At 59.6% G+C, this 25,710-nt stretch carries 20 protein-coding genes and 5 pseudogenes; 2 read left to right on the top strand and 23 right to left on the bottom strand.

Annotation, left to right across the window (positions count from 1 at the left end):
- The 6 genes from HFGMBDPB_RS09045 to HFGMBDPB_RS09020 form a co-directional block, all read right to left on the bottom strand.
- On the bottom strand, positions 1 to 453 hold the full coding sequence (locus tag HFGMBDPB_RS09045) for an acyl-CoA thioesterase (protein ID WP_133073900.1): 453 nt from the start codon (positions 451 to 453) through the stop codon (positions 1 to 3).
- A gap of 9 nt (positions 454 to 462) precedes the next feature.
- Positions 463 to 2,103, bottom strand: a complete 1,641-nt coding sequence (locus HFGMBDPB_RS09040) for an AMP-binding protein (RefSeq protein ID WP_212645272.1) — start codon at positions 2,101 to 2,103, stop codon at positions 463 to 465.
- A 41-nt stretch (positions 2,104 to 2,144) separates the two neighbouring features.
- Positions 2,145 to 3,314 carry an acyl-CoA dehydrogenase family protein gene (locus HFGMBDPB_RS09035; RefSeq protein WP_212645271.1) on the bottom strand — a complete coding sequence of 390 codons (1,170 nt, stop codon included), beginning with the start codon at positions 3,312 to 3,314 and terminating at the stop codon, positions 2,145 to 2,147.
- Positions 3,315 to 3,316: 2 nt separating this feature from the next.
- Positions 3,317 to 4,174: an enoyl-CoA hydratase family protein gene (locus HFGMBDPB_RS09030; protein ID WP_016450632.1), complete on the bottom strand. Its 858-nt coding sequence runs from the start codon at positions 4,172 to 4,174 to the stop codon at positions 3,317 to 3,319.
- 42 nt (positions 4,175 to 4,216) lie between these two features.
- Entirely contained in the window at positions 4,217 to 5,020 is an 804-nt protein-coding gene (locus HFGMBDPB_RS09025) for an SDR family NAD(P)-dependent oxidoreductase (RefSeq protein ID WP_046240937.1), read from the bottom strand.
- A 159-nt stretch (positions 5,021 to 5,179) separates the two neighbouring features.
- Entirely contained in the window at positions 5,180 to 7,528 is a 2,349-nt protein-coding gene (locus HFGMBDPB_RS09020) for a bifunctional salicylyl-CoA 5-hydroxylase/oxidoreductase (RefSeq protein ID WP_212645270.1), read from the bottom strand.
- A gap of 180 nt (positions 7,529 to 7,708) precedes the next feature.
- On the opposite strand from HFGMBDPB_RS09020, the gene HFGMBDPB_RS09015 reads away from it, so the two are divergent.
- Positions 7,709 to 7,927, top strand: a complete 219-nt coding sequence (locus HFGMBDPB_RS09015) for a DUF7661 family protein (RefSeq protein WP_016450629.1) — start codon at positions 7,709 to 7,711, stop codon at positions 7,925 to 7,927.
- 59 nt (positions 7,928 to 7,986) lie between these two features.
- The gene (locus HFGMBDPB_RS09010; protein WP_016454668.1) at positions 7,987 to 8,733 is read left to right on the top strand and encodes a hypothetical protein; all 747 of its coding nucleotides are present in this window, start codon (positions 7,987 to 7,989) and stop codon (positions 8,731 to 8,733) included.
- Positions 8,734 to 8,752: 19 nt separating this feature from the next.
- Here HFGMBDPB_RS09010 and HFGMBDPB_RS09005 read toward each other — a convergent pair whose 3' ends face one another.
- The 17 genes and pseudogenes from HFGMBDPB_RS09005 to HFGMBDPB_RS08930 all read right to left on the bottom strand — a co-directional run bounded on the left by HFGMBDPB_RS09005 (position 8,753) and on the right by HFGMBDPB_RS08930 (position 25,596).
- Positions 8,753 to 9,154, bottom strand: a complete 402-nt coding sequence (locus HFGMBDPB_RS09005; RefSeq protein ID WP_012206277.1) for a hypothetical protein — start codon at positions 9,152 to 9,154, stop codon at positions 8,753 to 8,755.
- A 175-nt stretch (positions 9,155 to 9,329) separates the two neighbouring features.
- Positions 9,330 to 9,734 (bottom strand): SCO4402 family protein, encoded by a 405-nt coding sequence (locus tag HFGMBDPB_RS09000; protein ID WP_212645269.1) that lies wholly within the window; start codon positions 9,732 to 9,734, stop codon positions 9,330 to 9,332.
- 126 nt (positions 9,735 to 9,860) lie between these two features.
- Positions 9,861 to 10,286, bottom strand: a complete 426-nt coding sequence (locus HFGMBDPB_RS08995; RefSeq protein WP_156135986.1) for a DUF6896 domain-containing protein — start codon at positions 10,284 to 10,286, stop codon at positions 9,861 to 9,863.
- Positions 10,287 to 10,652: 366 nt separating this feature from the next.
- A complete protein-coding gene (locus HFGMBDPB_RS08990) occupies positions 10,653 to 10,970 on the bottom strand; it encodes a hypothetical protein (protein WP_139223910.1) in 318 nt (105 codons plus the stop codon).
- Positions 10,967 to 11,344, bottom strand: a pseudogene (locus HFGMBDPB_RS30025) (DUF6973 domain-containing protein); the annotation flags it as partial. The gene HFGMBDPB_RS08990 and the pseudogene HFGMBDPB_RS30025, both read right to left, overlap by 4 nt.
- 45 nt (positions 11,345 to 11,389) lie before the next feature.
- Positions 11,390 to 12,466 (bottom strand): annotated as a pseudogene (locus HFGMBDPB_RS29690) (RHS repeat-associated core domain-containing protein); the annotation flags it as partial.
- Between the two features lie 184 nt (positions 12,467 to 12,650).
- Positions 12,651 to 13,121: a hypothetical protein gene (locus tag HFGMBDPB_RS08980; RefSeq protein ID WP_212645268.1), complete on the bottom strand. Its 471-nt coding sequence runs from the start codon at positions 13,119 to 13,121 to the stop codon at positions 12,651 to 12,653.
- Positions 13,118 to 14,362, bottom strand: a pseudogene (locus HFGMBDPB_RS29890) (RHS repeat domain-containing protein); the annotation flags it as partial. The pseudogene HFGMBDPB_RS29890 and the gene HFGMBDPB_RS08980, both read right to left, overlap by 4 nt.
- A gap of 264 nt (positions 14,363 to 14,626) precedes the next feature.
- Positions 14,627 to 14,902, bottom strand: a complete 276-nt coding sequence (locus HFGMBDPB_RS08970) for a hypothetical protein (protein WP_212645267.1) — start codon at positions 14,900 to 14,902, stop codon at positions 14,627 to 14,629.
- Complete coding sequence (locus HFGMBDPB_RS08965; protein ID WP_212645266.1) at positions 14,899 to 15,147, bottom strand: YbbD-related protein; 249 nt, start codon at positions 15,145 to 15,147, stop codon at positions 14,899 to 14,901. Before HFGMBDPB_RS08965 ends, HFGMBDPB_RS08970 begins: the two co-directional genes overlap by 4 nt.
- 37 nt (positions 15,148 to 15,184) lie before the next feature.
- A complete protein-coding gene (locus HFGMBDPB_RS08960; protein WP_349305367.1) occupies positions 15,185 to 15,952 on the bottom strand; it encodes an RHS repeat-associated core domain-containing protein in 768 nt (255 codons plus the stop codon).
- A gap of 172 nt (positions 15,953 to 16,124) precedes the next feature.
- The gene (locus HFGMBDPB_RS08955) at positions 16,125 to 16,568 is read right to left on the bottom strand and encodes a hypothetical protein (protein ID WP_212645264.1); all 444 of its coding nucleotides are present in this window, start codon (positions 16,566 to 16,568) and stop codon (positions 16,125 to 16,127) included.
- 5 nt (positions 16,569 to 16,573) lie between these two features.
- A pseudogene (locus HFGMBDPB_RS08950) lies at positions 16,574 to 17,386 on the bottom strand (RHS repeat-associated core domain-containing protein); the annotation flags it as partial.
- A gap of 153 nt (positions 17,387 to 17,539) precedes the next feature.
- Positions 17,540 to 18,106, bottom strand: a complete 567-nt coding sequence (locus tag HFGMBDPB_RS08945) for a DUF6714 family protein (protein WP_212645263.1) — start codon at positions 18,104 to 18,106, stop codon at positions 17,540 to 17,542.
- A 2-nt stretch (positions 18,107 to 18,108) separates the two neighbouring features.
- Positions 18,109 to 20,040, bottom strand: a pseudogene (locus HFGMBDPB_RS08940) (RHS repeat-associated core domain-containing protein); the annotation flags it as partial.
- A gap of 5 nt (positions 20,041 to 20,045) precedes the next feature.
- The gene (locus tag HFGMBDPB_RS08935; protein ID WP_502757462.1) at positions 20,046 to 23,183 is read right to left on the bottom strand and encodes a DUF6531 domain-containing protein; all 3,138 of its coding nucleotides are present in this window, start codon (positions 23,181 to 23,183) and stop codon (positions 20,046 to 20,048) included.
- 73 nt (positions 23,184 to 23,256) lie between these two features.
- Entirely contained in the window at positions 23,257 to 25,596 is a 2,340-nt protein-coding gene (locus HFGMBDPB_RS08930) for a type VI secretion system Vgr family protein (protein ID WP_212645262.1), read from the bottom strand.
- Between the last annotated feature and the right edge of the window lie 114 nt (positions 25,597 to 25,710).

Here is a 25,710-nt window from a genome sequence, read left to right as displayed (position 1 = left end):
TCATCCTGTTCTCGTTGAATCCGTAAAACCGTCCTGCGGCACCAGATAGGCCTGCAGGCGCTCGCGCAGATCGGCCGGCAGTGGCGTGGCCTTCATGCTGCGCAAATCCATGGTGACGATGGTCATGCGCGCAGACAGCCGTCGCTGGCCGTCCGGCCCCTCGAAACGCACATCGAACTGGAACGATGCCCCGCCGATGCGGCGCACCTCCAATACCTGGCGCAGCGTGTCGTGCCAGCGGCTGGGCGCCGTGAAATCGCATTGCACCGACACCGTGGGCGTGCCCACCTGGCGCTGTACATGCAGGGTGTGGAATGGCAGGCCCATTCCCCTGTCGAACCATTCCTCGACCAGGTCGTTGACCATCTCGAAATAGCGCGGGTAAAAGACGATGCCGGCCGGATCGCAATGGCGAAACAGCACCTGCACCTGGCTGAAGAAGGCGGAGGCCATGGCGCGCGCTCACGGCATCTTGCGCAGCACGAATCGCTGCAGCTTGCCGGTCTCGGTGCGCGGCAGGGCCGGCACGAAGACAATGGCGCGCGGGTACTTGTAGGGCGCAATGCTGGCCTTGACGAAGGCCTGCAGCGTGGCGGCCATGTCGTCGCCGGCCGCAAAGCCGGGCTTGAGCACCACAAAGGCCTTGACCACCTGGCCGCGCTCGTCGTCTGCCGCGCCGATCACGCCGCATTCGGCCACGGCCTCGTGGCGCAGCAGCGCATCCTCCACCTCGGGGCCGGCGATGTTGTAGCCAGCCGAGATGATCATGTCGTCATTGCGCGCCTGGTAGAACAGATAGCCGTCGGCGTCGCGCACAAAGGTGTCGCCGGGCAGGTTCCAGCCGTTTTGCACAAAGCGCTTCTGGCGCTCGTCGGCAAGATACCGGCAGCCGGTCGGCCCCTTGATGGCCAGGCGGCCGGGCGTGCCGTCGGGCACGGGCTGCATGTCGTCATCCACCACCTGGGCCACATAGCCGGGCACGACCTTGCCGATGGCGCCCGCGCGCACCTCCTCGGGCGGGCTGGAGACAAAGACGTGGATCAGCTCGGTGCCGCCGATGCCGTCGATCATCTCGATGCCCGTGGCCTGCTTCCACAGCTGGCGCGTGGCGTCCGGCAGGGCCTCGCCGGCCGAGACGCTTTTCCTGAGTGACGACAGGTCGAAGCGCGCTGCCTGCGCCGCCATCTGCCGGTAGAAGGTGGGTGCGGTGAAGACGATGGTGGCGCGGAAATCCTGCACCAGCTGCAGCAGCCCTTCGGGCGTGAGCTTTTCGGCCAGCACGGTGCTGGCGCCCACGCGCAGCGGAAAGCACAGCAGCCCGCCCAGGCCAAAGGTGAAGGCCAGCGGCGGCGTGCCGCAGAAGATGTCGTCCGGGCCGGGCCGTATCACATGGCGCGGGAACAGGTCGCACATGGCCAGCACGTCGCGGTGGAAATGCATGCAGCCCTTGGGCGCGCCCGTGGTGCCGCTGGTGAAGGCGATCAGGCAGACATCGTCGGCCGCCGTGTCGCAGCAGGCAAAGGTGTCGGGCTTGGCTGCGGCCAGGGCGTCCAGCGCGTCGGCTGCGCCATCGTTGAAATACAGCACGCGCGAGAGGTCCGGGCAATGGTGTTCATGGCCGGGCTGCAGGCACAGCTGCACCTCGTCCTTGAGGCGCACATCGCACAGCACGGCCTGCACCCGGGCCTTGGCGATGATCTGCTGCAGCTCCTTGGCACGCAGCAGCGGCATGGTGGGCACCGTCACCAGCCCGGCCTTGATGGCGGCCAGCCAGGAAGCGGCCATCATGGCGTTGTTGGGGCCGCGCAGCAGCAGCCGGTTGCCGGGCACCAGCTGCAGGTCTTCCACCAGCACATGGGCGATGCGGTTGGTCAGCGCCTGCAGTTCGGCATAGGTCATGGCGGCCTGGTCCGCGCCCTGCCTCCAGCGCAGGGCCACGCGGTGGCCATGGCCGCGCGCCACCATGGCATCGACCAGTTCGGCCGCGCAGTTCAGGCGTTCGGGATAGGCCACGTCCGGCCCGTCGAGCAGGAACTCGGGCCATTGGTCGGGCGGCGGCAGGTTGTCCCGGGCGAAAGTATCGATGTGGGCGGAGGCTTGCATGCGATGTTCCCTGGCTTTGCGTTGAATGGGCAGCCTGCCGCTCAGGCCTTGAGCAGCTCGCGCGCGATGATGAGTTTCTGCACCTCGGTCGCGCCCTCGTAGATGCGCAGCGCGCGGATCTCGCGGTACAGCGTCTCCACCGGCATGCCCGAGACCACGCCCGCCCCGCCGAACATCTGCAGCGCGCGGTCGATCACGGCCTGGGCCGATTCAGTGGCCGTCATCTTGGCCATGGCCGCCTCGCGCGTGGTGCGCGTCTTCTTCACATCGCGCATCCAGGCGGCGCGGTAGGTCAGCAGGGCCGATGCGTCGATGGCCGTGTCCATGTCGCCCAGCGCGGCCTGGGTCAGTTGCAGGTCGCCCAGGGTCTGGCCGAACATGCGGCGCGACTTGGCGCGTGCCAGGCCTTCGTCCAGCGCGCGGCGCGCAAAGCCCAGTGCGGCGGCGGCCACCGAGGCGCGGAAGATGTCCAGCGTCATCATGGCCAGCTTGAAGCCCTGCCCCGGCTCGCCCAGGCGCTGCGACGCGGGTATGCGGCAGTTGTCGAAACGGATGGTGGCCAGCGGGTGCGGCGCGATCAGTTCGATGCGCTCGCCAATGGAGAAACCCGGCGTGTCCGCATCGACCACGAAGGCGCTGATGCCGCGCGCCCCCGGCGCCTCGCCCGTGCGGGCGAACACGCAGTAGAAGTCGGCGATGCCGCCGTTGGAGATCCAGGTCTTGGCGCCATTGAGCACATAGTGGTCGCCTTCGAGCCGCGCCTCGCAGGCCATGGCGGCCACGTCGGAGCCCGCATCGGGCTCGGACAGCGCAAAGGCCGCAATGGCCTCGCCACGCGCCACGCGCGGCAGGTAGCGCTGGCGCAGCGCTTCCGACCCCATGAGCGATATCGCACCGCTGCCCAGGCCCTGCATGGCAAAGGCGAAGTCGGCCAGGCCTTCATGGCGGGCCAGGGTCTCGCGCAGGATGCAGACCGCACGCGAGTCCACCTCGGGCAAGGCCCCGCCCCAGGCGCCGCCGGGGCCGGACGGCACGGCATAGCGCAGCCATCCGGCCTGGCCCAGGGCCTTCACCAGTTGGCGGCAGGCCGCATCGGCATCGTGGTGGTCCACATCGCCCAGGGATTGGGCGCACCAGGCGTCGGCCTCATGCGCCAGCGTGCGGTGGGCGTCGTCGAAGAAAGGCCAGTCCAGCCAGGAGGAATCACGCATTTTCAGTTTCCTTCGAAGACGGGCTTTTGCTTGGCCACGAAGGCCTCGTAGGCGCGGTGGAAATCGCGCGTCTGCATGCAGATGGCCTGGGCCTCGGCTTCGGCCTCGATGGCCTCGTCCACGCCCATGTTCCATTCCTGGTGCAGCAGCTTCTTGGTCACGCCATGGGCAAAGGTGGGGCCGGCGGCAAGCTGGGCGGCCAGCGCATGGGCGGCTTCGCCGATCTGCTCGGGGCTGTGCAATGCATTGAAGAAGCCCCAGGCAGCGCCCTCCTCGGCCGTCATGGCGCGGCCCGTGTACAGCAGCTCGGAGGCGCGGCCCTGGCCGATCATGCGCGGCAGCAGCGTGCAGGCGCCCATGTCGGCACCGGCCAGGCCTACGCGGGTGAAGAGAAACGCCGTGCGCGCGGCTGGCGTGCCCAGGCGCATGTCGGCCGCCAGCGCGACCATGGCGCCCGCGCCCGCGCAGATGCCGTCCACGGCCGCCACGATGGGCTGCGGGCAGGCGCGCATGGCCTTGATCAGGTCGCCCGTCATGCGCGTGAAGTCCAGCAGCTCGGGCATGCTCATCTTGGTGAGCGGGCCGATGATCTCGTGCACATCGCCGCCCGAGCAGAAATTGCCGCCCGCGCCCGTGACCACCACGGCCTTGATGTCGGTGGCATAGACCAGGGCGCGGAACAGGTCGCGCAGCTCGGCATAGGAGCCGAAGGTCAGCGGGTTCTTGCGCTCGGGCCGGTTCAGGGTGATGGTGCCGATCTTGCCGTCGGCCGATACCTGCCACACAAAGGTCCTGGCCTCGTAGCCGGCCAGGGGGCGCTTGTGGTGCTTCATGCTGTGTTCTTCGGGCTGGGTGCTCATGGTGTCTCCATCAAGAATTCAGAAAACGGGGGTGGACCGGGTTCAGCCGGTCATCACCTCGCCGCCATCGACGGCAATGGACTGGCCGTTGACCGAGGCGGACGCCGGCAGGGCCAGCCAGGCCACGGTCTCGGCCACTTCCTCGGGCTGGACCAGGCGGCCCTGCGGGTTGCGTTCGGCCAGCCTGGCACGGGCCTCATCCGCCGTCATGCCGGTCTTGTCCACGATGTTGGCCACGGCGCCGCGCACGATGTCGGTCTCGGTGTAGCCGGGGCAGACGGCGTTCACCGTCACGCCCTTGCCCGCCGTCTCCAGCGCCAGCGAGCGCGTGAGGCCGATCACGCCATGCTTGGCCGCGCAATAGGCGCTGACATAGGCATAGCCGATCAGCCCTGCCGTGCTGGCCACATTGATGATGCGGCCCCAGCGCGCAGCCAGCATGCCCGGCAGCGCGGCCTGCATGCAGTGGAAGGTGCCTGTGAGGTTGACGGCCAGCATCGCCTGCCACAGTGCGGCATCGGTGCGCTCGAACTTCTGGCTGCTGGCCTGGCCCGCGTTGTTGACCAGCACCTGCACGGGGCCGAAGGCCGCCTCGGCCTGCGCGAAGGCCTGGCGCACCGAGGCCTCGTCGGCAATATCCGCCTGCACGGACTGCACCATCTGTGCTGCCGGTGCCGTGCCGCCCAGCTCGCGCACGGCAGCCTCCAGCGCCGCACCATCGCGTCCCAACAGCGTGACCCGCGCGCCGCGCGCCAGCAGCGCCCGCGCGCAGGCCAGGCCTATGCCGCGCGCCCCGCCCGTCACCAGGGCATGGCGCCCTTCAAGAAGATTCAAAGATATGGTCATTTCAATCACCCGTGGCGATGCGAGCCACCCGCAACCTATGAAACCGGCGCGCCACACAGCGAGGGACGCCGAGGAAGGGCCGCCCCGCACCGACGGTGTCGTCCCCCTCCCGCGAAGCGAGAGAGGGGGAAGGCGCGAAGCGACTCAGGGGGTGTAGTTTCATTTCGCGTCCAACTGCGCCATGGCGGCGGCGCGTTCGAAGTTGGTTTCCAACTGGCGCTTGCCGGGCTGGTACTGCGGCGGCCAGTCCACATCGTGGGCGCCCAGGCGTGCGGCCTCGCGCAGCGTCCAGGCGGCATCGGCCAGGTGCGGACGCGCCAGCGCGCACAGGTCGGCCCGGCCCGAGGCGATGATGGCGTTGGCATGGTCGGCCTCGAAGATGGCGCCCACGGCAATGGTCGGTATGCCGGCCTCGTTGCGAACACGGTCGGCAAACGGCGTCTGGTACATGCGGCCGTACACGGGCTTCTGGTCGGGGCTGACCTGGCCCGAGGAGCAGTCGATCATGTCGGCGCCCGCCGCCTTGAAGCGGCGTGCGATCTCCACCGCATCGTCGGGCGTGATGCCGCCCTCCACCCAGTCATGGGCCGAGATGCGCACCGACATGGGCCGGTCCTGCGGCCAGGCTGCACGCACCGCCTCGAACACCTCCAGCGGAAAGCGCAGGCGGTTGTCCAGGCTGCCGCCATATTCGTCGTCGCGCCGGTTGGTCAGCGGCGAGATGAAGCTGGACAGCAGATAGCCGTGGGCGCAGTGCAGCTCCAGCCAGTCAAATCCCGCTGCCGCGGCGCGCCGCGTGGCGGCCACGAAGTCCTCGCGCACGCGGTCCATGTCGGCGCGGGTCATGGCGCGGGGCACTTGCGAGAGCCCCTCCAAGTACGGCAGTGCCGACGCCGACAGCAGCGGCCAGTTGCCCTGCTCCAGCGGATGGTCGATCTGCTGCCAGCCCAGTTGGGTGGAACCCTTGCGGCCCGCATGCCCCAGCTGCATACCAATGTGCGCCCCGCCCTGCGCGTGCACAAAATCGACAATGCGCGCAAAGGCCTGCGCCTGCTCGTCGTTCCACAGCCCGGGGCAGCCGGGCGTGATGCGTGCATCAGGCGAGGTGCAGGTCATCTCCACCATCACCAGGCCCGCGCCGCCCATGGCGCGCGCGCCCAGGTGCACCAGGTGGAAGTCGCCAGGCACGCCGTCGGTGCAGGAATACATGGCCATGGGCGAGACCACGATGCGGTTCTTCAGCCGCAGGCCGCGCGCCTGGTAGGGCGTGAGCATGGGCATGGGCGGGCGGCGGCCTTCGGGCACGGTCTCGCCCGCATGCTCGGCAATCCAGCGCTCGAAGCCCTGCAGCCAGGCGGCATCGCGCAGGCGCAGGTTCTCGTGCGAGATGCGCTGCGAGCGCGTCAGCAGCGAATAGGCGAACTGCTCCGGCTCCAGGCCCGCATAGCGCTCCACGTTCTCGAACCATTCCGTGGAATTGCGCGCCGCGTTCTGGATCTTGAGCACCTCCACGCTGCGCACCTCCTCGTAGTGGCGCAGGCCGGCCTCGATGCCCCCCGCAGACCGCAGGCTGCGCGCCAGCTCGATCGCATCCTCCAGCGCCAGCTTGGTGCCCGAGCCAATCGAGAAATGCGCCGTGTGCGCCGCATCGCCCATCAGCACCACGGGCACGCTGCGCGGGCCGCGCAGCGTGTCCAGCGCATTCCAGTGCACCCAGGTATTGCAGATCACGCGCGGAAAGCGGATCCAGATGGCCGAGCCGCGCAGGTGCGTGGCATTGCTGACCAGGGCATGGCCGTCCAGCCAGGGGGCGAACAGTTTTTCGCAATAGGCAATGCCCTCTTCCTGGCTCATCTGCTCTATGCCGGCGGCCTGCCAGGTCTCCTCGGGCGTCTCCACGATGAAGGTGGACATGCCGTCTTCATAGCGGTAGGCATGGGCCTGGAACCAGCCGTGCTCGGTCTGCACGAAGGCGAAGGTGAAGGCATCGAACACCTTGGTCGTGCCCAGCCACACGAAGCGGCAGCGGCGCTGGTCGATATCGGGCCGAAAGGTATCGGCATAGCGCGTGCGCACCTGGCTGTTGATGCCGTCCGAGGCGATGACCAGGTCTGCGTCGTACTCGCGCGCCATCGCCTGGTCGTCCTGCACGAAGTTCTCGAACACCAGCTTCACGCCCACGTCCTCGCAGCGCGCCTGCAGGATGTTGAGCAGCTTCTTGCGGCCTATGCCGATGAAGCCATGGCCGCTGCTGCGCAGGCTTCGGCCCTTGAAGTGGATGTCGATATCGTCCCAGTGGTTGAAGGCGTCACCAATCGTGCGGGCCGACACCGGATCGGCCTCGCGCAGGTTGTCCATGGTGGCGTCCGAGAACACCACGCCCCAGCCAAAGGTGTCGTAGGGCCGGTTGCGCTCCACCACCGTGACCTCGTTGGCGGGGTCCTGCAGCTTCATCAGCAGGCCGAAGTACAGGCCGGCGGGACCTCCACCGATACAGACGATCTTCATACCGCAAACCCTTTTCTCGACGGGCGGCAGGCGCCCCAGGTTCAGCAACAGTGCCCAATCACTTTAGGCCTGAATAGTTTAGGTTTGAAATATATGGACAAACCGCCACCACGGACATGGGGAGAACACGGATATGCCACCGGCTCCCGTTACGATGCCCGCTCACCAGGAGACACCCGCTTGGAGAAATACCGCTTCAATGTCTTTGGCCGCATCATCGCCATCGAACGGGCAGACGCCCACTGGCGCTGCTTCAACGTGGGCGCGGACGGCAAGCGTGCCCCTGCCCTGCTGGCCATCCCCGCCGACGTGACCCACGCCGAACTGGCCCAGTACCTGTACGACATCTATCACGAGAGCGCAGCCGCATCGGACCAGGACATCTTCGAGATCACCTGACACCCGGCCCGCAGCGCCCCCCGCATTCCCAACCCCCTCTATCCGCCAAGGAGCCCCTCTTGTCCCAGCCAACCGAAGTCCGCGAACTGAAGCCGGGCCTCACCCCCTTCCCCGCCGCCGCCGACATCTTCGTGGCCGACCAGCCCTGGCTGGCAGAGCACCTGCTGCCGCTGATCTCCATCGACCTGGGCCTGATGCGGCCCGAACTGGCCGGCACCGTGGTCCACATGCTGTGCCCCGTCGAGCCCTTCGAGGGCTGCATAGGCGATGAGACCGAAGCCCACCACAACGCCTTCACCGCCCCCAACTGGTTTGCGCTGGAACTGACGCCCGACAACCGCTACCGCTTCCTGGGCAACGAAGGCTTCTTCCAGCGCGCGCCGCAGCACGGCGGCCAGTTCACCAAGGACGCCTACGCCTGCGAGCACACCGACGAAATGCTGGCCAGCCACGCCAAGGCCAGTGCCTACTACGCCGAGCACGGCCGCTTGGCCAGCTACTCGCGCTACGGCAAGGGCGAGCCCGTGGAGCAGGACTACCTGGACAGCCTGGGCGGCGGCATCTGGTACGGCAACTGGACCAGCCACCCGCCCATTCCCCCGGCCTTCCAGCTGGACGAAGCGGAAAACGCCGGCATGGGCGATGAACTGGAAGACGACGGCATCCGCATCACCCGCGACGGCAAGCCCTTCTTCCACGTGGCCAACGTGGCCGGCTACAACTGGTGCGCCACGGGCGCGGACAGCATCCTGCTGTTCTACGAGCCGGAAAGCCGCACGGCGCTGTTCACCTTCGACTGGACCTGAGCCGGCCGAGCAGCGCCGCTCAGACGCGGCCCTGCTCGGGCGTGACGATCAGATGCGCCAGCAGCGGCCGGATGCGATCGTCCTGGTAGTAGCCGCCGTATTCCGTGTAGCGCAGAAAGGCGGCATTGCAATGGTGGCAGCGCCAGAGCGTGCAGCGGTTGTACGGGTGCCAGCCCAGGGCGATGGGGGCATCCGGTGACCACTGGTTCGTGCCCTGTGGGTGATATTCATCGAGCAGTTCCCGCGTCTCCGGCGTGCCCAGCGCACCAACCTGCTGCAGATGCGAAGTCTTGTCCGCCCCCGACAAGGACTCCCAGCCCGGCCTCCACAGCACAGCGCAGTCCGCGCATCGCTGCTGCTCGGCCGCCGCTGCGGCGAAGGCTCTCAATTCGGGTTCGGGAAGGGGGGTTGAAGTTGTCATGAAACGGGGCCTCGGTTTCCATGGATTGTCCGGCAGGTTTGGAGGACGGGCTACCAGTGGAAAACATCTTGCTGTTCCACGAACCTGGAAACGCTACGGTACTCTTCACCACCGACTGGACATCACGATCAGCCATGGCCTTGCCCCGGCTAGTCGGCTGGCAGGCATGCCCGTGTCAATCCAGCGGCTCGGGGCAGCCAGCGGCGTTGCTCCCCTCCAGACAATCGAACGCCCTTTCGGCACAGGCCTCCACTCTCGTCCATTCGCCAACTTGCATGTTGAAGCTTTCCGGCATGTCCGTGCCGTACGCCTCAAAGACGGCATTGATGGCATCCACCAACTGCCCCATCAGTGATGCCTCCTGCTCATCGAGAAGAATTTCACCGATCGCCATACGAGCATCACTGCCAAGATCCGTATCGTCAAAAATGAAATGTATGGCCAAATCAAGATGGTCGTATTGAACGTCTGCAGGAAATTCCTGATTCACCCAGGCTTTCATCTGATACTTCAAATCCTTGAGTTTCCTCAAATATCCGAGCAATTCCATTCTCATTTCAGGATATTTCAAGCGAGGCATCTCAATATCTTCCTATCCTGTTACCCGCCGATTGTGAGTAGCCCTGGAGCTTGTTATGCATTTTATAAAATCAATAAGATTTTACCCCCTTTATTAACTAGATTAACAATTAAATTAATGACAGCATTAAGATGAAAGTAACTTATAATACCCCGTCGGCAGCACCTTCACGATCTCTCCTGTAGATTCCAAATAAATCAAGGCTGATTTAATTGCATCATCAGCATATTGGTTTTTGAAATTAAATCCAATCGATTCAAAATAGAAGAATAATCTATTTGCGCTAAAAAAATCTCCATTCGACAGGAAATAATCATTTATATCAATAACCGCACCTTCATGAGAGAACTCATAACCACATCCATGCTTTTTAAATTCCCACTTATTCATCTCCTCATCAAAAACAAATCCGCTGCGAGGAAGAAATTCTATATTTGATAGCTTCACAAGATCACTATGGGTTCTCATGAAAGAAAGATGTAGAATCTCCTGTTTTTCTACATATTTTTTTATGCCAAAAGCAATATTTTTGATAAGGGAATAATCTACCACAATCAATACCTTGTTCTATTTGAACGAGCAACGGCGGCGTCTTAAGCGTGCCCAAAGCAGCCGCATCGCCTTGTGGATGCCCTGCGGGTTGTATTACTGCAGCGCATTGCTCCAGGGATACAGCTTGGCTGGCCCTCGCCGGTCCGTCAGGGCTATTGGTGTGCCCGAGTGGCCGCAATGGCAGTGGTAGTGGTGGATAGCGCTGTTACCGGCCTGCTGAAATGTTATAGATCGACGTGCACACCCACCTTTGCATAGATGCAATATCAAAAGTCTCGCTTAACTGCATGAGTGCATTAGCCAAGAAAAATCTATGCCACTTGGCACTAGTCTTTATCCCACGGAATATTAAATCATGGTAATATTTTATTTACCAAAACACCCATATTTACCCATCGAATTATTTATCACCATTTCTTCACCAGAAGAAATTATTTCTTTATTTTTTATAAAGAAATAAGTAAAAATTCCGTCATCCATTGATTCTTTGTATTTCATATTATCTTTTATATTATTTGAATATTTCTTCAAATCCTCAATAATAAATAATTTGGGCGTATATGGCGGAAATATGCAAACAAAATCGTAATCTCTATTTATATAATAACTAAAATCATCTTTTTTAAAGAAATACCAACTCAATATTATTGAAATAATAATAATTGCTGTTAATTTAATTTTCATGGAATTTGCCAATCTTGGCTTGTGGTGAGCGCGCCAGAATCTTTATCTATAAACCATAGACTGCCATCATCAAGACTATCTTGGCATTTATTTTCACAGTCATTTTTTGTTTTTGAAGATAGCGAGCAATTTCTGCCTTTTTGATTGTTGTGCAAATCCATTATTTCCTCCTTTTTTGCTTGACCTGCTTTTGTTCCATACTCCTCGTGAGTATCGCCAACAGATTTCGCCTGGTCTACCCCCATCCTTAAGCTCATAATGCAAGACCAATAACAATGACGGAATGCATCGCCCTTTCCATTGTGCAACTCATTTCTTGGAAATTTTCTCTGAGCTGTAGACAGGGCATCTTTATTATCAGATCTTGTACTAAGAGCATCCCATGGCCCGATATTCCATATATGACTCAGCTCTTCCATCAAACCTAGTGGATCTATGCCTTTGTTTGGATTTTTGACATAAATATTCTTATTAACCCCACCTGCCAACCCAATCGGATCCTGATTCACATAACTCCCCAACACCGGATCGTAATACCGATGCCGGTTGTAATACAGCCCCGTTTCCCTGTCATGGTGCTGTCCCGGCAGCCGGATCGCCTGGTGGATGCCTTGCGGGTTGTATTCCTGCAGCACATTGCCCCAGGGGTCCAGCTTGGCCGCCCAGGTGACTAGCCCCCGTTGGTCGGTCAGGGCCATGGGTGTGCCCAGGTGGTCGCAGTGGTAGTGGTGGATGGCGATGCGGGCTTGTTGTTCTTTTTCCTGTTCCTGCAGCTTTGCCTGCATGCCGCTGAGCAGGCGCGTGGTGCTGTCTGCCTGTTCGCCCAGCATGGCCTGGGCGCCGGGCGGCAGGCCGTGGTCCAGGGTGTGGCGCAGGTGGCGGGCCGCGTCTTGCTGCATGTCGCGCGGCATGGCGTCGAGCATGGTTTGCATCAGGGCCAGGGCCGGCGCGTGGTTGGGGTCGTCCGGGTCAGGCAGGCCTGCGGCGATGGCTTGCACCAGCAGGTGGGGCTCGTCTTGGGGGTCGCCGCTGGCCGTGGTGCTCAGGCGCACCAGGGGCGTGAAGCTGCCCGGCTCGTAGATGGTGTGTTCTATGTGGCGGGTGTCGTCGCCATGCTGCAGGCGTTCGGTGTGGATGAGGCGGTCACCGTCCCAGCCGTAGTAGTGGGTGCGGGTGGATTCTGTGGAGTCCGCGCTTTCCACTTGCTGCTTCAGGCGCCTGCCCAGGGCGTCGTAGGTGTAGCGGCTGTGGTGGCGCAACTGCTCGGCGTTGCCCTGGATCTGGCTGTTGCGCACGGCGATGAGCTGGTGTGCTCCGTCGTAGTGCAGTTGCTGCTGGCTGTGGTCTGCATGCATTTGCGCAATGCGGTTGCCGCAGGGGTCGTAGCGCCAGACGCGGTCTTCGGTGAAGCCGATGCGGTTGTCTTCCCAGCGCTGCACGGGGCCTTGCCGCTGGCCTGCGAGGTGGCCTAGGCCCATGAGGTTGAAGTCGGTGCTTTGGCAGCGAGGATGGCGTGCGTATTCAAGCGTTTTTTGTAGGAGCGAGCTGAGGCAATCCTCTGACGGCAAGGGCATATCTCCTGAATCCACTTTACAAATCACTTGCAATCAAAATATTGTATTTCAGGTTTTAAATCAACCCCAAAAGCGTCCACCTCGACTAAACCAATTACAGACAACATCATCTATTTTTATAGCAGTTTTTGGGAATTACAAAGAATCCATTACTCTTGCGCTTGTAATCGGAATTTATAGTTATGAAATTATAGAACCAGAATATATATATATCCTCGTTTTCATTTTCCTTACTCATCTCACCAAGATAAGGGCTTATATTCACATTTCTTTCTACTAAATCTCCTTTTTTCAATCTTATCTCCTTTCCAGATCCATAATCAAAAAAGTCTTGCTTGATATTTTTTGGCTTATCCTTCCGAGCATAAGCATAATACCTAACCCCATAGTCACTTGGAGACCAGGGGGCAGCAAAATCATAAATAACCTTATCCGAATCTGTATTATTTCTTATGGCATGCCTTATATTGATAGATCCATTTTCTCCGCAATCAATGAAATTAACCTCAAGATCCACTTGAGATCTCGCTTGCAATGCGACGAAAATTAACAAGTAGAAAATTAGATAATTTTTCATGGATAATTTCCAGTGTCAACTTTGTTCTTGATTTGCCAGTCAATTATTCTCATCTTTGAGTTATATCTACTTTTGCAACTTGGAATAGTTTCATTTTCCGATTCTTGGCTCAAACATTGAATTTCTTTCTGCATTGCTCGTCTTTCCGAGTCAAGCCTTTTGACGTCATCGGAATTGGTGACAATTACCGATCCGGAATTATTGGCACATATGTTCTTGTTGAAATTCAGCGCATCATTTAAATGAGATTTTTCATGCTCTTCTGTGCATTTTTTTATCCCAGGACATTCTTCAAATTCAAGTTTCTGCACGAATATCTCTGGTGATTTTCCATCGCAAAATATTGTACTAATCCCCGATCCCAAGCTCTGAGGAGATCTCCCAATCGGATCGACTTGCCACTCAAGCCCAAGGGGATCTTGATATTTATTGGGTTTATTATCTGCATATACAGTCTTTATGATCCCCCCTCTAAGACCAATCGGATCCTGATTCACATAACTCCCCACCACCGGATCGTAATACCGATGCCGGTTGTAATACAGCCCCGTTTCCCTGTCATGGTGCTGCCCTGGCAGCCGGATCGCTTGGTGGATGCCTTGCGGGTTGTACTCCTGCAGCACATTGCCCCAAGGGTCCAGCTTGGCCGCCCAGGTGACTAGCCCCCGTTGGTCGGTCAGGGCCATGGGCGTGCCCAGATGGTCGCAGTGGTAGTGGTGGATGGCGATGCGGGCGTGCTGTTCTTTTTCCTGTTTCTGCAGTTGGGTCTGCATGCCGGTGAGCAGGCGGGCCGTGCCCTCGGCCTGTTCGCCCAGCATGGCCTGGGCGCCGGACGGCAGGCCGTGGTCCAGGGTGTGGCGCAGGTGGCGGGCCGCGTCTTGCTGCATGTCGCGCTGCACGGGGCCTTGCCGCTGGCCTGCAAGGTGGCCCAGGCCCATGAGGTTGAAGTCGGTGTGCCGCCAGTGGGCGTGGACCTGGGCGGCCCAGCTGTCCTGGGTGTTCGTCTGGCCCGGTGCACCGGGTGCACCGAGTGCTGGCAGGCGGTTGCCGGCAGGGTCGATCTGCCAGCGGGCGGTGGTCTGGGGGTCCTGGCTGTCGGTGGCCGCTCTGAGGCGCCCGGCGCTGTCGTAGCCGTAGCGCAGCAGTTGTGCGGCCTGGCCCGGGGCGCCGGCCTGTTCGATGGCAACGAGCTGGCCCAGGCTGTCGTAGTGGTAGCGGCGGCCGAGGATCTGGCCTATGAGCTGGCCGCAGTGGAAAGCAATGGATAGGGTTGCCACATGCAAGAAATCCGATGTCTATTGATGGCGGGTCAATGGATTCAAAGGCCACCCGGGACTAGACGGTCTACTGGAACATAATCTGTGAATTAAATTCGCCATGACAGCTTCGCCGTGTCAGGCCAGCAAGAAATAGGGCGATTTTTCAGGAGATTGCTGCATTAGCGATGTCAGGCTGAGTCGATCTTCTGTCTGCAAGTGTACATATCATGTATTCCACTGTGCAAATTACCGGTGATTCAAGTGTCGCATTTCAGGATTGAATTCGCCAAGCCTGCAGTATTTCTTTGCGATTTCATCAATATATTCAGCCGAGTTCAATTTAACCCCAGTGCTTGCCTTCGTCAAATAATAGCTTTCTTCACTGGAATTTATTTCTCCGATCAGATATAAATTCTCCCCAAATCCATCCGATGCGTCCTGAAAAACACACCACCCCGATTTTACTCCTTCAGCACCTTTCTGAAGAACCGACAAGCCTTCATTTGAAGTCTCAATGTTCATTTTCCCTCGAAAATCAACATTTTTTTCTTCTCAAGCTGAAAAAACATATAAAAATAGTTTGTTTCAACGTGAGTATATATTCTTATATTAAATGCCTCTTTTGGCAAAAATCCGGGTATCCAAGATCTATATTTTCCCCCATATTTTTCCAAATCCTCATAAGAAGAGAACGTGCTTTCCTTCTGATTTTCAGCCGTTGAAATCAAAAGAACAAAGCATAGAAATATGACCCCAGAGATCAACATGAAGAATATCTTCATTTTTTGCTTCATTTTTATGTATTTAATATCCTCGACTTCTTAGAACAGCTCTAGTTTTGTTAGCCTCCGCAGGCAACTTAATATCGCAGTGCTCAGAGCAATCTTTATTCTGCGGGCATGAAAGACCATAGTCATTGACGATCAAATCTCCCTTGCTGTCAGCAAGTATTTCATCGAACGACAGTTTGCCAGCCCCATATAAACCAACAGTATTCAACGCAATATCTCTTGCCTCTTTAATGTTTCCTAGTACTTTGGCCCATGTCGTATTTGCAGATTTTGATTTTGAAACCCTGCAAAATGCCATGCAATGAAAGAACTGATCGCCCCCCATCAAATTCATGCTTTTCATATCATTGTGTGTTTGATTCAAAATAGTGGTAGAACCACTATTCATATACCATGGCTCAGGAGTAGCAGGAATACAAGATCCATTCGGGCAGAAAGCATGGGCAAGAGCCTGCCAACCATCGAGCCCCAAGGGGTCTATAAACTCCAGCGGGCGCGCATTTCCATATCGAAATTTATTCATACCCCCCATCAACCCAATCGGATCCTGATTCACATAACTCCCCACCACCGGATCGTAATACCGATGCCGGTTGTAATACAGCCCCGTCTCCTTGTTATGGTGCGGCCCCGGCAGCCGGATCGCCTGGTGCATGCACTGCGGGTTGTATTCCTGCAGCACATTGCCCCAGGGGTCCAGCTTTGCGGCCCAGGCCACTTGGCCGGTCTGGTCCGTCAGGGCCATGGGCGTGCCCAGATGGTCGCAGTTGTAATGATGGATGGCTACGGAGCCCTGTCGCGCTCGCTCCTGCTTTTGCAGTTACTTGCGCATCTCCTGCAGCATTTTTATGGTGTGCTCGTCGTGGATACCCAACATGACCAAGCGATCTGCACGCGTTTTGGCCCCATCTTGTTATAACCCATGGGGCTGAACAATCCACGCATATCGAGACTCACTGTGACTGGTGATCTTTATTTTCAACAATCTCTTTACTTATTAGAAAATCACCGTATGGCCATACGGTTATGGTGGTCGTTCTAATAAAATTGTTATTTCCGTCAGATCTTGAGTGTTTTGATAACTTGAAATAATGAGTTTCTTCCCCCAATGTATTTGAAATACTTATTGATGCAGGGAAAGCAGTTGGTTTAATGTTCGATTCTTTTATCCTAAGTTCGACATTTTGACGAATTAGATAACGATGGCTTTGCCATCCCAGTATATCTTTGATACTCAAATCATAGTCTGGATTTCCCAGTTTATTAAAAATATAAGATAAATTAAATCCCTCTATATCCGATAAATCAATTTTCATTGGTGCCATCAAGAAAGTTAGCAAAGATATTATTTGAAAACCAAGCGTTGCGGCTATTATGTAAAATACTGTCTTCATCATCTTTCTCAATCTTTGCATCTTCTATATATTGGATTGCCTTTAGGCGATGCCCCATTCCATGGCCAACCTGTTGAATGTGATCCGTCTTCTGAGCCTGCGCCAATGGTTGTACTACTCCCTGTCACGACTGCCACATGCCCAGTAGCGTCCCCATATGGATATGCCACCGCAACAATATCACCAGGCTTTGGAGACGTAACAATTTCGAATCCGGGAATCGCTTTTTGTGGATTTGCCCAATCTCCAGCAGTTGCTGGTCCTCTTGGGATAATTCCAAATCTGTAGCGCGAGGGAGATTCGACATCTGCATTTTCTAGCACTTCATGAACAAAGAGATTACATTTATTTCTCTTTGACCCAAAGCCATAATTCGAGGCGTATGAGTATCTTTCTTGATTATTTAATTTCTCCGCTGCTTTCAAAATTCTCTCTGCACACGTTTTTACGGGGGCCAAGTCCAAAGGATCCATGGAAATCATGGGATTTATCGCATATATACTTTTGTTAACCCCTCCGGCCAACCCAATCGGATCCTGATTCACATAACTCCCCACCACCGGATCGTAATACCGATGCCGGTTGTAATACAGCCCCGTCTCCCTGTCATGGTGCTGCCCCAGCAGCCGGATTGCCTGGTGGATGCCTTGCGGGTTGTACTCGTGCAGCACATTGCCCCAAGGGTCCAGCTTTGCCGCCCAGGTGACTAGCCCCCGTTGGTCGGTCAGCGCCATGGGCGTGCCCAGGTAGTCGCAGTGGTAGTGGTGGATGGCGATGCGGGCTTGTTGTTCTTTTTCCTGTTCCTGAAGCTTTGTCTGCATGTCGTAGCAGTGTTTCAGGTTATGTTCTGGAGATAATAATTAGAGTAGCATAGCCAACTCTTGGCCATTACTCTTTTATATCAATCTAATTATCATTACTCAAAGAATGAATGCATTAATCAATAAGATTATATGAACCCCTTGATTTATTAATCAGAATAGTAAAAAATTACCCCAATAGTTGGTTAGCGCTCTCTGCGCTTGCGCCTTCTCCATGTAGCCATCTGGAAGCAAATTAGCTGTATTTACCAAAAACAATGCAACAAGCTTGGATTGCTCGTGACTCAATTTGTTGAATCCAGAATAATCCTGCCGTCGTCTGCCTGCGTTGTAAGTAGCCTTGGATTCATTCAGCCCCAACTCCAACTTATCCATAAAATAAATATAATATTCCAATGCAAAATGTTTTAGATCATAGAAATATAACAAAAAAGACGGAAGGTAATAAATAAAACCGTCGTCATTCAACATTAAAAACTGCACATATTCTTCATATAAATAATCAAGATCAACTTCGGTCCATTTTTTTCCTCGAAATAGTCTAATACCCTTCTCATAGTCAATAGCATCATCTCCGGAGAATGTATTATCAATAAACAATCCGCAATTCGGCAGATCATCAGAAAATTCTTTCTTTAATGCAATGTTGTATCTTTCCCGCAAAGAAGGCTCAAGCTTACTTTCACGTAATCTTTTTGAAATTATATTATTCAAATTCATTTTTATTCCGCCTGCCCTGTGCATTTGCCTATTATGGAATACAATTGATTTATTTGTGTATTATGCCCTTTATCACCACCATTAAAGCATTTTCTTGCAATGTTTATTCGAGCATCAATACATTTCTTGATCTTATCCGCCTTCCCATAATCAATTTCATTTTTCCCGCACGTAAGTCCTTTTGATTTATCGCATGCATCCTTCTTTTCATCGTCAAGTTTGTCATGATCATCTGGCGTGCAATTCCCTCCGTACCCTTGATACGATGAGCGATCACCTATCTGGGCTGCATTATTGTGTGCAATAGATAATTCACTTGCCGTTTTTGATACAGAAGTCGTATTTGAACTTGGCCTGGATGCCATCCAAATAACCCCCAGAACCGCGACACCAATCGCAGCCCCCACTACTGCACCTATTGGTCCACCAACAGAAGCCCCGACTCCTGCCCCTATAGCGACTGTATTCAACCCTGTGGGATCAATTTTTAATGTCGGAGAAGACTCTGAGTACAAAATTTTATTTACACCACCTGTCAATCCAATCGGATCCTGATTGATATAGCTCCCCACCACCGGATCGTAATACCGATGCCGGTTGTAATACAGCCCCGTTTCCCTGTCATGGTGCTGCCCTGGCAGCCGGATCGCTTGGTGGATGCCTCGCGGGTTGTACTCCTGCAGCACATTGCCCCAAGGGTCCAGCTTGGCCGCCCAGGTGACTAGCCCCCGTTGGTCGGTCAGCGCCATGGGCGTGCCCAGATGGTCGCAGTGGTAGTGGTGGATGGCGATGCGGGCGTGCTGTTCTTTTTCCTGTTTCTGCAGTTGGGTCTGCATGCCGGTGAGCAGGCGGGCCGTGCCCTCGGCCTGTTCGCCCAGCATCGCCGGGGCGCCGGGCGGCAGGCCGTGGTCCAGGGTGTGGCGCAGGTGGCGGGCCGCGTCTTGCTGCATGTCGCGCGGCATGGCGTCGAGCATGGTTTGCATCAGGGCCAGGGCCGGCGTGTGGTTGGGGTCGTCCGGGTCGGGCAGGCCTGCGGTGATGGCTTGCACCAGCAGGTGGGGCTCGTCTTGGGGGTCGCCGCTGGCCGTGGTGCTCAGGCGCACCAGGGGCGTGAAGCTGCCGGGTTCGTAGATGGTGTGTTCTATGTGGCGCGTGTCATCGCCATGCTGCAGGCGCTCGGTGTGGATGAGGCGGTCGCCGTCCCAGCCGTAGTAGTGGGTGCGGGTGGGCAGTTCCGTGTCTGCGCTTTGCACTTGCTGCTTGAGCCTGCGGCCCAGGGCGTCGTAGGTGTAGCGGCTGTGGTGGCGCAGTTGCTCGGCGTTGCCCTGGATCTGGCTGCTGCGCACGGCGATGAGTTGGTGTGCTCCGTCGTAGTGCAGTTGCTGCTGGCTGTGGTCTGCATGCATTTGCGCGATGCGGTTGCCGCAGGGGTCGTAGCGCCAGACGCGGTCTTCGNTGAAGCCNATGCGGTTGTCTTCCCAGCGCTGCACGGGGCCTTGCCGCTGGCCTGCAAGGTGGCCCAGGCCCATGAGGTTGAAGTCGGTGTGCCGCCAGTGGGCGTGGACCTGGGCGGCCCAGCTGTCCTGGGTGTTCGTCTGGCCCGGTGCACCGGGTGCACCGAGTGCTGGCAGGCGGTTGCCGGCAGGGTCGATCTGCCAGCGGGCGGTGGTCTGGGGGTCCTGGCTGTCGGTGGCCGCTCTGAGGCGCCCGGCGCTGTCGTAGCCGTAGCGCAGCAGTTGTGCGGCCTGGCNCGGGGCGCCGGCCTGTTCGATGGCAACGAGCTGGCCCAGGCTGTCGTAGTGGTAGCGGCGGCCAAGGATCTGGCCGATGAGGGGCTGGACGAGGTGNTCCCTGCCTTCCNTGCTTTGCAGGCCTGTGGTGCCCAGGGCCGTGAGGCGGCCCATGCTGTCCCATTGGCGTTGCACCTGCAGGGGCACCTTCAGGGGGGGCCTTGCCGCTGGCCTGCAAGGTGGCCCAGGCCCATGAGGTTGAAGTCGGTGTGCCGCCAGTGGGCGTGGACCTGGGCGGCCCAGCTGTCCTGGGTGTTCGTCTGGCCCGGTGCACCGGGTGCACCGAGTGCTGGCAGGCGGTTGCCGGCAGGGTCGATCTGCCAGCGGGCGGTGGTCTGGGGGTCCTGGCTGTCGGTGGCCGCTCTGAGGCGCCCGGCGCTGTCGTAGCCGTAGCGCAGCAGTTGTGCGGCCTGGCNCGGGGCGCCGGCCTGTTCGATGGCAACGAGCTGGCCCAGGCTGTCGTAGTGGTAGCGGCGGCCAAGGATCTGGCCGATGAGGGGCTGGACGAGGTGNTCCCTGCCTTCCNTGCTTTGCAGGCCTGTGGTGCCCAGGGCCGTGAGGCGGCCCATGCTGTCCCATTGGCGTTGCACCTGCAGGGGGTGGTGTGCGTCTGCGTCTGCATCTGCTTCTGCTTCTGCTGCGGGGGTGGGTGGGTGCAGGCTGCGGCGGACTTCGCGGTGCAGGGCGTCGCGTTCGAAGTCGATGAGGCCGGCGCCGTTGAGCTGCAGTCCGTGCACATGGCCTGAGCCGTAGGTGAGCCAGGCGATCTTTCCCAGGCCTTGCAGCTGGCTGTGCTGGCGTGCGCCCAGCGCATCCAGGGTGTGGGCGATGCGGTGTTCGTATTCGATCTGGTCTGCGCCGCCGTCCTTGCCTGGCCGGTACAGCTGCTGCACTTCTGCGGTGATGCGGCCCAGGGCATCGCGTTCCAGTGCTATGCGGCTTTGCAGTTGGATGATGTTCTCTGCGGTGTTCTCGACGGTGTGCTGCCAGACGCTGGCGGCCATGAGACGTCCGGCCGCATCCCATTCGTAGCGGTGGGTCTGGGCCGGCGCATGGGCCGTGGCGGGCAGCTGGCGTTCGACCAATCTGCCGCCTTCGTCCCAGCGGTAGTGGCTGCTGCTTTGCCGTGCAGCGTTGCCGTCCGTGGCTTCCATGAGCTGGCCTGCCGCATCCCAGCGGTAGCGCTGCAGCCGCTGGTCAAACCCTTCTTCCTGCACGAGCCGGTCCAGCGCGTCCCAGGCAAAGCGGCTTTGGGCTCCGTTTTCGTTGACGAGGCGCGTGAGGCGGCCGGCGCTGTCGTATTCGAAGGCCAGGGTGAGGCCGCCATGTGTTCGCTGGACCAGCCTGCCCCAGAGGTCGTAGCGCAGGTGGATGCTGGGGTCGGCGGCCGGTGCAGCAGGGCTTTGTGCCCCCATGAGAGGGGTGAGCGGGGGCTGGGCCGGTTCGATGCGCGTGAGGTGGCCTGCGCTGTCGTAGTGGTAGCGCTCGATCTGGCCGTTGGGCAGTTCGCTGGCCACGATGCGGCCCTGGCCGTCGCGCTGGTGGCATTGGCGCTGGCCCAGGGCGTTGCCCACTTCGATGAGCGCACCCCAGCGGTCGTAGTGGTAGTGCGTGCTGTGGCCCGAGCAGTCGGTGTAGCTGAGCAGTTGGCCCGCGTCGCTCCAGGCCAGCTGTTTGCTGCCGCCCTGGGCGTCTTCGATGCGCCGGGGGCTGTCGCAGGTGAGCGGCGCTTCCTGGGGGTCGGGGTAGTGGTAGCGCTCGGTGCTGCCGTCGGCCTGGGTGATCTGGGTGAGACGGCCCCAGGCGTCGTATTGGTAGCCGGTGGTGGCCCCTGCGGTGTCGGTGGCGCTGAGCAGGCGGCCCGTGGCATCGTCATGCTCCTGCTGGGTGCTGCGCCCGTCGGGCAGTTGCACGCCGATGAGCCGGCCCTGGCCATCACGCCTGAGGTGCACGCTGCGGCCCAGCGGGTCGGTGCGCGAGGCCAGGCGGCCGAAGCTGTCGTAGGCCTGCAGCCAGCGGCTGCCGTCGGCCTTGTGGTGGGCGATGAGGCGCGACAGGCCCGCCGCACCTTCGAAGTAGTAGGTCTCGATGCGATCCAGGCTGTCGCTGACGCGGGTGGCCGCGCGCGGCTGGCCGTCCGGGCCCGGCGGTTGGCTGAGGTAGTCGAAGCGGTAGGACAGCCCTTCCTGGTTGCTGTGTTCGATGACGCGGGCGCCGGGCTGGGCGCTCTCGTAGCGGTAGCGGTGCCAGGGTCCGCTGGCATGGCGGTGGGCGCTGATGCGGTGGTGGTCCCATTCGAATTCGCGCACGAGCTGGCCTGCGCGGTCGTGGACGGTGATGAGATCGCCTGCACTGCTGTAGCCGTAGCGCACGAGCGTGATGGAAGCGATGGGGGTGGACAGGGGATGCAACGGGTCCTGCGTGAGGTCGACCCCGATGAGGCGCCAGCCATCGTCGGCGCCCCACAGTCCGTTCAGGCCCTGCGCGTCCTTGCCGCCGTGGATGCGCTGGTGCAGCAGGCGGTAGCGCCGGCCTGTGCCGTCGCTCAGGGAGACCAGGCGGCCTGCGGGCAGCGGTTCCGGACTGCCGTTGACGTCCGGGGCCGTGGTCTTGCCGTCGCTGTAGTGGTAGAGCTGGCGGCGCCCGAAGCGGTCGATCTGGGCCATGAGGCGCCAGGGGCCATCGACCGACTCACCGGGCGGGGGGCCAAAGCCCCAGAGGGTGTCGCCATCGCCGCTGAAGGCCAGGATGGCCTCGGGATTGCACGCCAGCGCCGCCTCCACATGCGACCAGCGCGGGTTCGCAGCCCAGGGCGCTGTGCCGCCGTCCGGCTCCGGGCTGCCGCCGCGCAGCAGCCAGATGTCTTCGCTGGCACTGTGCAGCTGGCCGCCCGGCGCCAGGGGCTGGTCGAAGGTGATGACGCGGCCGCTGGCGTCCAGCAGCAAGGTGGCCTCTTCCTGCAGGCGGATGCTGAGCTCCTGCAGCAGGTGCCAGCCATGGCCCAGCAGGCCGCAGGCCGCGCCGTGCTCGGGGTTGACGTAGCTGCTGTACTGGCGCTGCCAGGCCACGGGCAGCGCAGCCGATGGCAGGGCGAAGTCCAGGTCTTGTGCGCCCAGCAGGACCTTGGCGCCGAGCTGGGGGTTGACGGGGGAGCTGACGGTGATGCCGCCCGGGCAGACGGAGCAGGCCAGGCCCCCCTGGCTGCCGATGAGCACGGTGCGCGAGCCGGTGACGATCTTGCCCTTGACGACGCTGTCGGTGATGCGGGCTGCGGGTTGGCCACTCATGCGAGGCTGCTCCTGGAGAGATGGGGGAGAACGGGAATGCGGATACGGGGAACGCGGTACGGGCTGTCTGCCTTCAGCAGTTGAGCCGGTCCATGGGCGAGAGAATCTGGATGTCGCCGGGCGTGATGCGGATGGTGCTTTCGCCGCAGGTCAGCAGGATTTCCTGCTGGGCTTCGAGCCGGATCTTGGCGGCGTTGAGCTCAATGCTTTGCCCATCCATGGTGAGCTGGGAGGCCTTGCCTCCACCACCGCCACCGCCACCGGGCGCCGTGATGTTCATGGCCATGCCGCCACCGGCGCCACCTCCCGCGCCACCGCCACCGCCACCTCCGCCACCACCACCCACGGTCAGCGAGTACTGCGAGCCCACTTCGGTGCTTTGCTTGCTGCCGACCTTGACCTGGCGCTCCTGCCCCACGGTGAGGCTCTGGTTCATGCCCACATGGGTCTGCATGGCCACGCCGATGTTTTCCATGTAGTTGACGCCGATGTTCGTCATCTTCATCCCACCCACGTTCTGCATGTAGGCCATGCCTATGGTCTGGGTCTTGAGCAGGCCGACCGTGACGTGCCAGTTCTGGCCTATCTTGTCGGTCTCGGTCTTGCCGATGGTCTTGCTGCGGTTCTTGCCGATGGAGATGTTCTCGTCGATGCCAACGTCTTCATTGCGGTTGTCGCCGATGCTGATCTTCTCGTCGTGGTCCACCCGCTCCGTGCGGTTGTTGTGAACGGTGATGGTCTCGTCGCGGTCCACGGTCTCGGTGCGGTCGCGGTGGATGACGCTGGTCTCGTCCCGGTCGATGGTCTTGCGCCGGTCGTTGCCCACCCATTTGTCCTCGTCGTTCTCGACCTCGGTGAGCTGGTCCTTTTGCGCATGCAGCCACAGCTGTTCGGCGCCCGCCTTGTCCTCGAAGCGGATGGCGTTGGCGTCGCCCGGGCCGTTCTTCATGCCCGCGCCTGCGGCACCGCCCTTGCTCGACCGGGTCTTGATGCCCGATTGCGTGGCGTTGGCCGGCAGCGCCCAGGGCGGCATGTTGGCCGCGTTGTAGACGCAGCCCGTGACGATGGGATAGTCCGGGTCGCCGTTGAGGAAGTCCACCACCACCTCGTGCCCTATGCGCGGGATGGAGATGGCGCCAAAGCCCGGGCCGGCCCAGTTGGTGGCCACGCGGATCCAGCAGCTGGAGTTCTGGTCCTTGCTGCCCAGCCGGTCCCAGTGGAACTGCACCTTGATGCGGCCGTATTCGTCGGTCCAGATTTCTTCTCCGGCCGGACCCACGACGACGGCGGTCTGCGGGCCGGTGGTGCGCGGCTTGGGCGTGGTGCGCGCGGGTGTGTAGGCAAGACTTGTGGGCTGGGCCTGCAACTCGTAGCGCTGGAAGGAGCCGTCTTCGGCGGCGCTGCCCTTGGCGCCCGGGGCCACAGCGCTGACGCGGGGGTTCTCCTTGAGGTGGTAGCTCAGGCCCGTGATCAGGTACTGCCGGTTCTGGTCCCCGCGCGGGTAGTTGTAGAGGCTGAAGGTGTAGCCCGTGGCCAGCGCCCGGTGGCAGGACCAGCCCCGCACCCGGCTGTGGCCCGTGAGGCCTTGCTTCAGGCGCACGCGGATGTAGGCATCTCCATCACCGTACTCCGTGTAGCCGCCCGGCCATTCGTAGGTTTCATGGCCGTCGTGCGCATGGCCCGGTGGATCGCGGCGCATGTGGGACAGTTCGGCCCGGGGCTTTTTGAAGTCGTAGTCGTCGATGTAATGGCGGCCCGGCTTGATTTCCTGCTCCAGCTGCCAGGCGTGGATGTTTTCCTGNTCGCCTGCGGCGGCTTTTTCCGGGGGATAGAAGGGAATGGATTCACCACCGGGCAATGCGCCGTGCGAGGCAATGATGTCGTCGCACAGCACCAGGGTGTGCNGGCCCGATGCGTGCTCGAAGAAATAGTAGATGCCTTCGTGCTCCATCAATCGCGAGACGAAGTCGCAATCGCTTTCGTTGTATTGCACGCAGTAATCCCAACTGCGATAGGCGCGGGTGAGTTTCCTTTGCATTGGATGGCCATAGACGCCCAATACCTGCTCGACGATGTCGGGCACGTTGAGGTTCTGGAAGATGCGAAAGTCGCTCTTGCGCGTGGCCAGCCACAGCCAGGGGCTCAGGCGGGCCTTGTAGGCGTAGTGGCGGTGGTCCTGGCCCTGCATGCCGAAGCGGGTGACGATGCCGTCGATGAAGCGCCTGCCGCCGCCCTGGGTTTCAATTTCTATGGTGGCGTTTTTGCCCAATAGGGCCTTGGGATCGATGCTTTCGTTTTCGCTGAGCATTTCCACATCGAGGCTGAAGAGCTGGCTGATGTTTTCCTGGCCGCGCAATTCACGGAAATGCAGCTCATCGCCCAATGGCGTATGGATGGTGACTCGGCGTGTCATTGTATGAACCGCCCTGGGGGCGGCCTCCCGTCTCTTGGTGAGCGGGGATCATAGACAAGCCTATGGCTATAGAGCAATCAAATGCAGGGTCAGATACATCCTCAGATACATCCT

This window comes from Delftia sp. PE138 (assembly GCF_018320755.1).
GTDB lineage: Bacteria > Pseudomonadota > Gammaproteobacteria > Burkholderiales > Burkholderiaceae_C > Comamonas > Comamonas tsuruhatensis.
The sequence above is the reverse complement of the archived record's forward strand: the minus strand, read 5'-3'. Positions and strand labels throughout refer to the sequence as shown.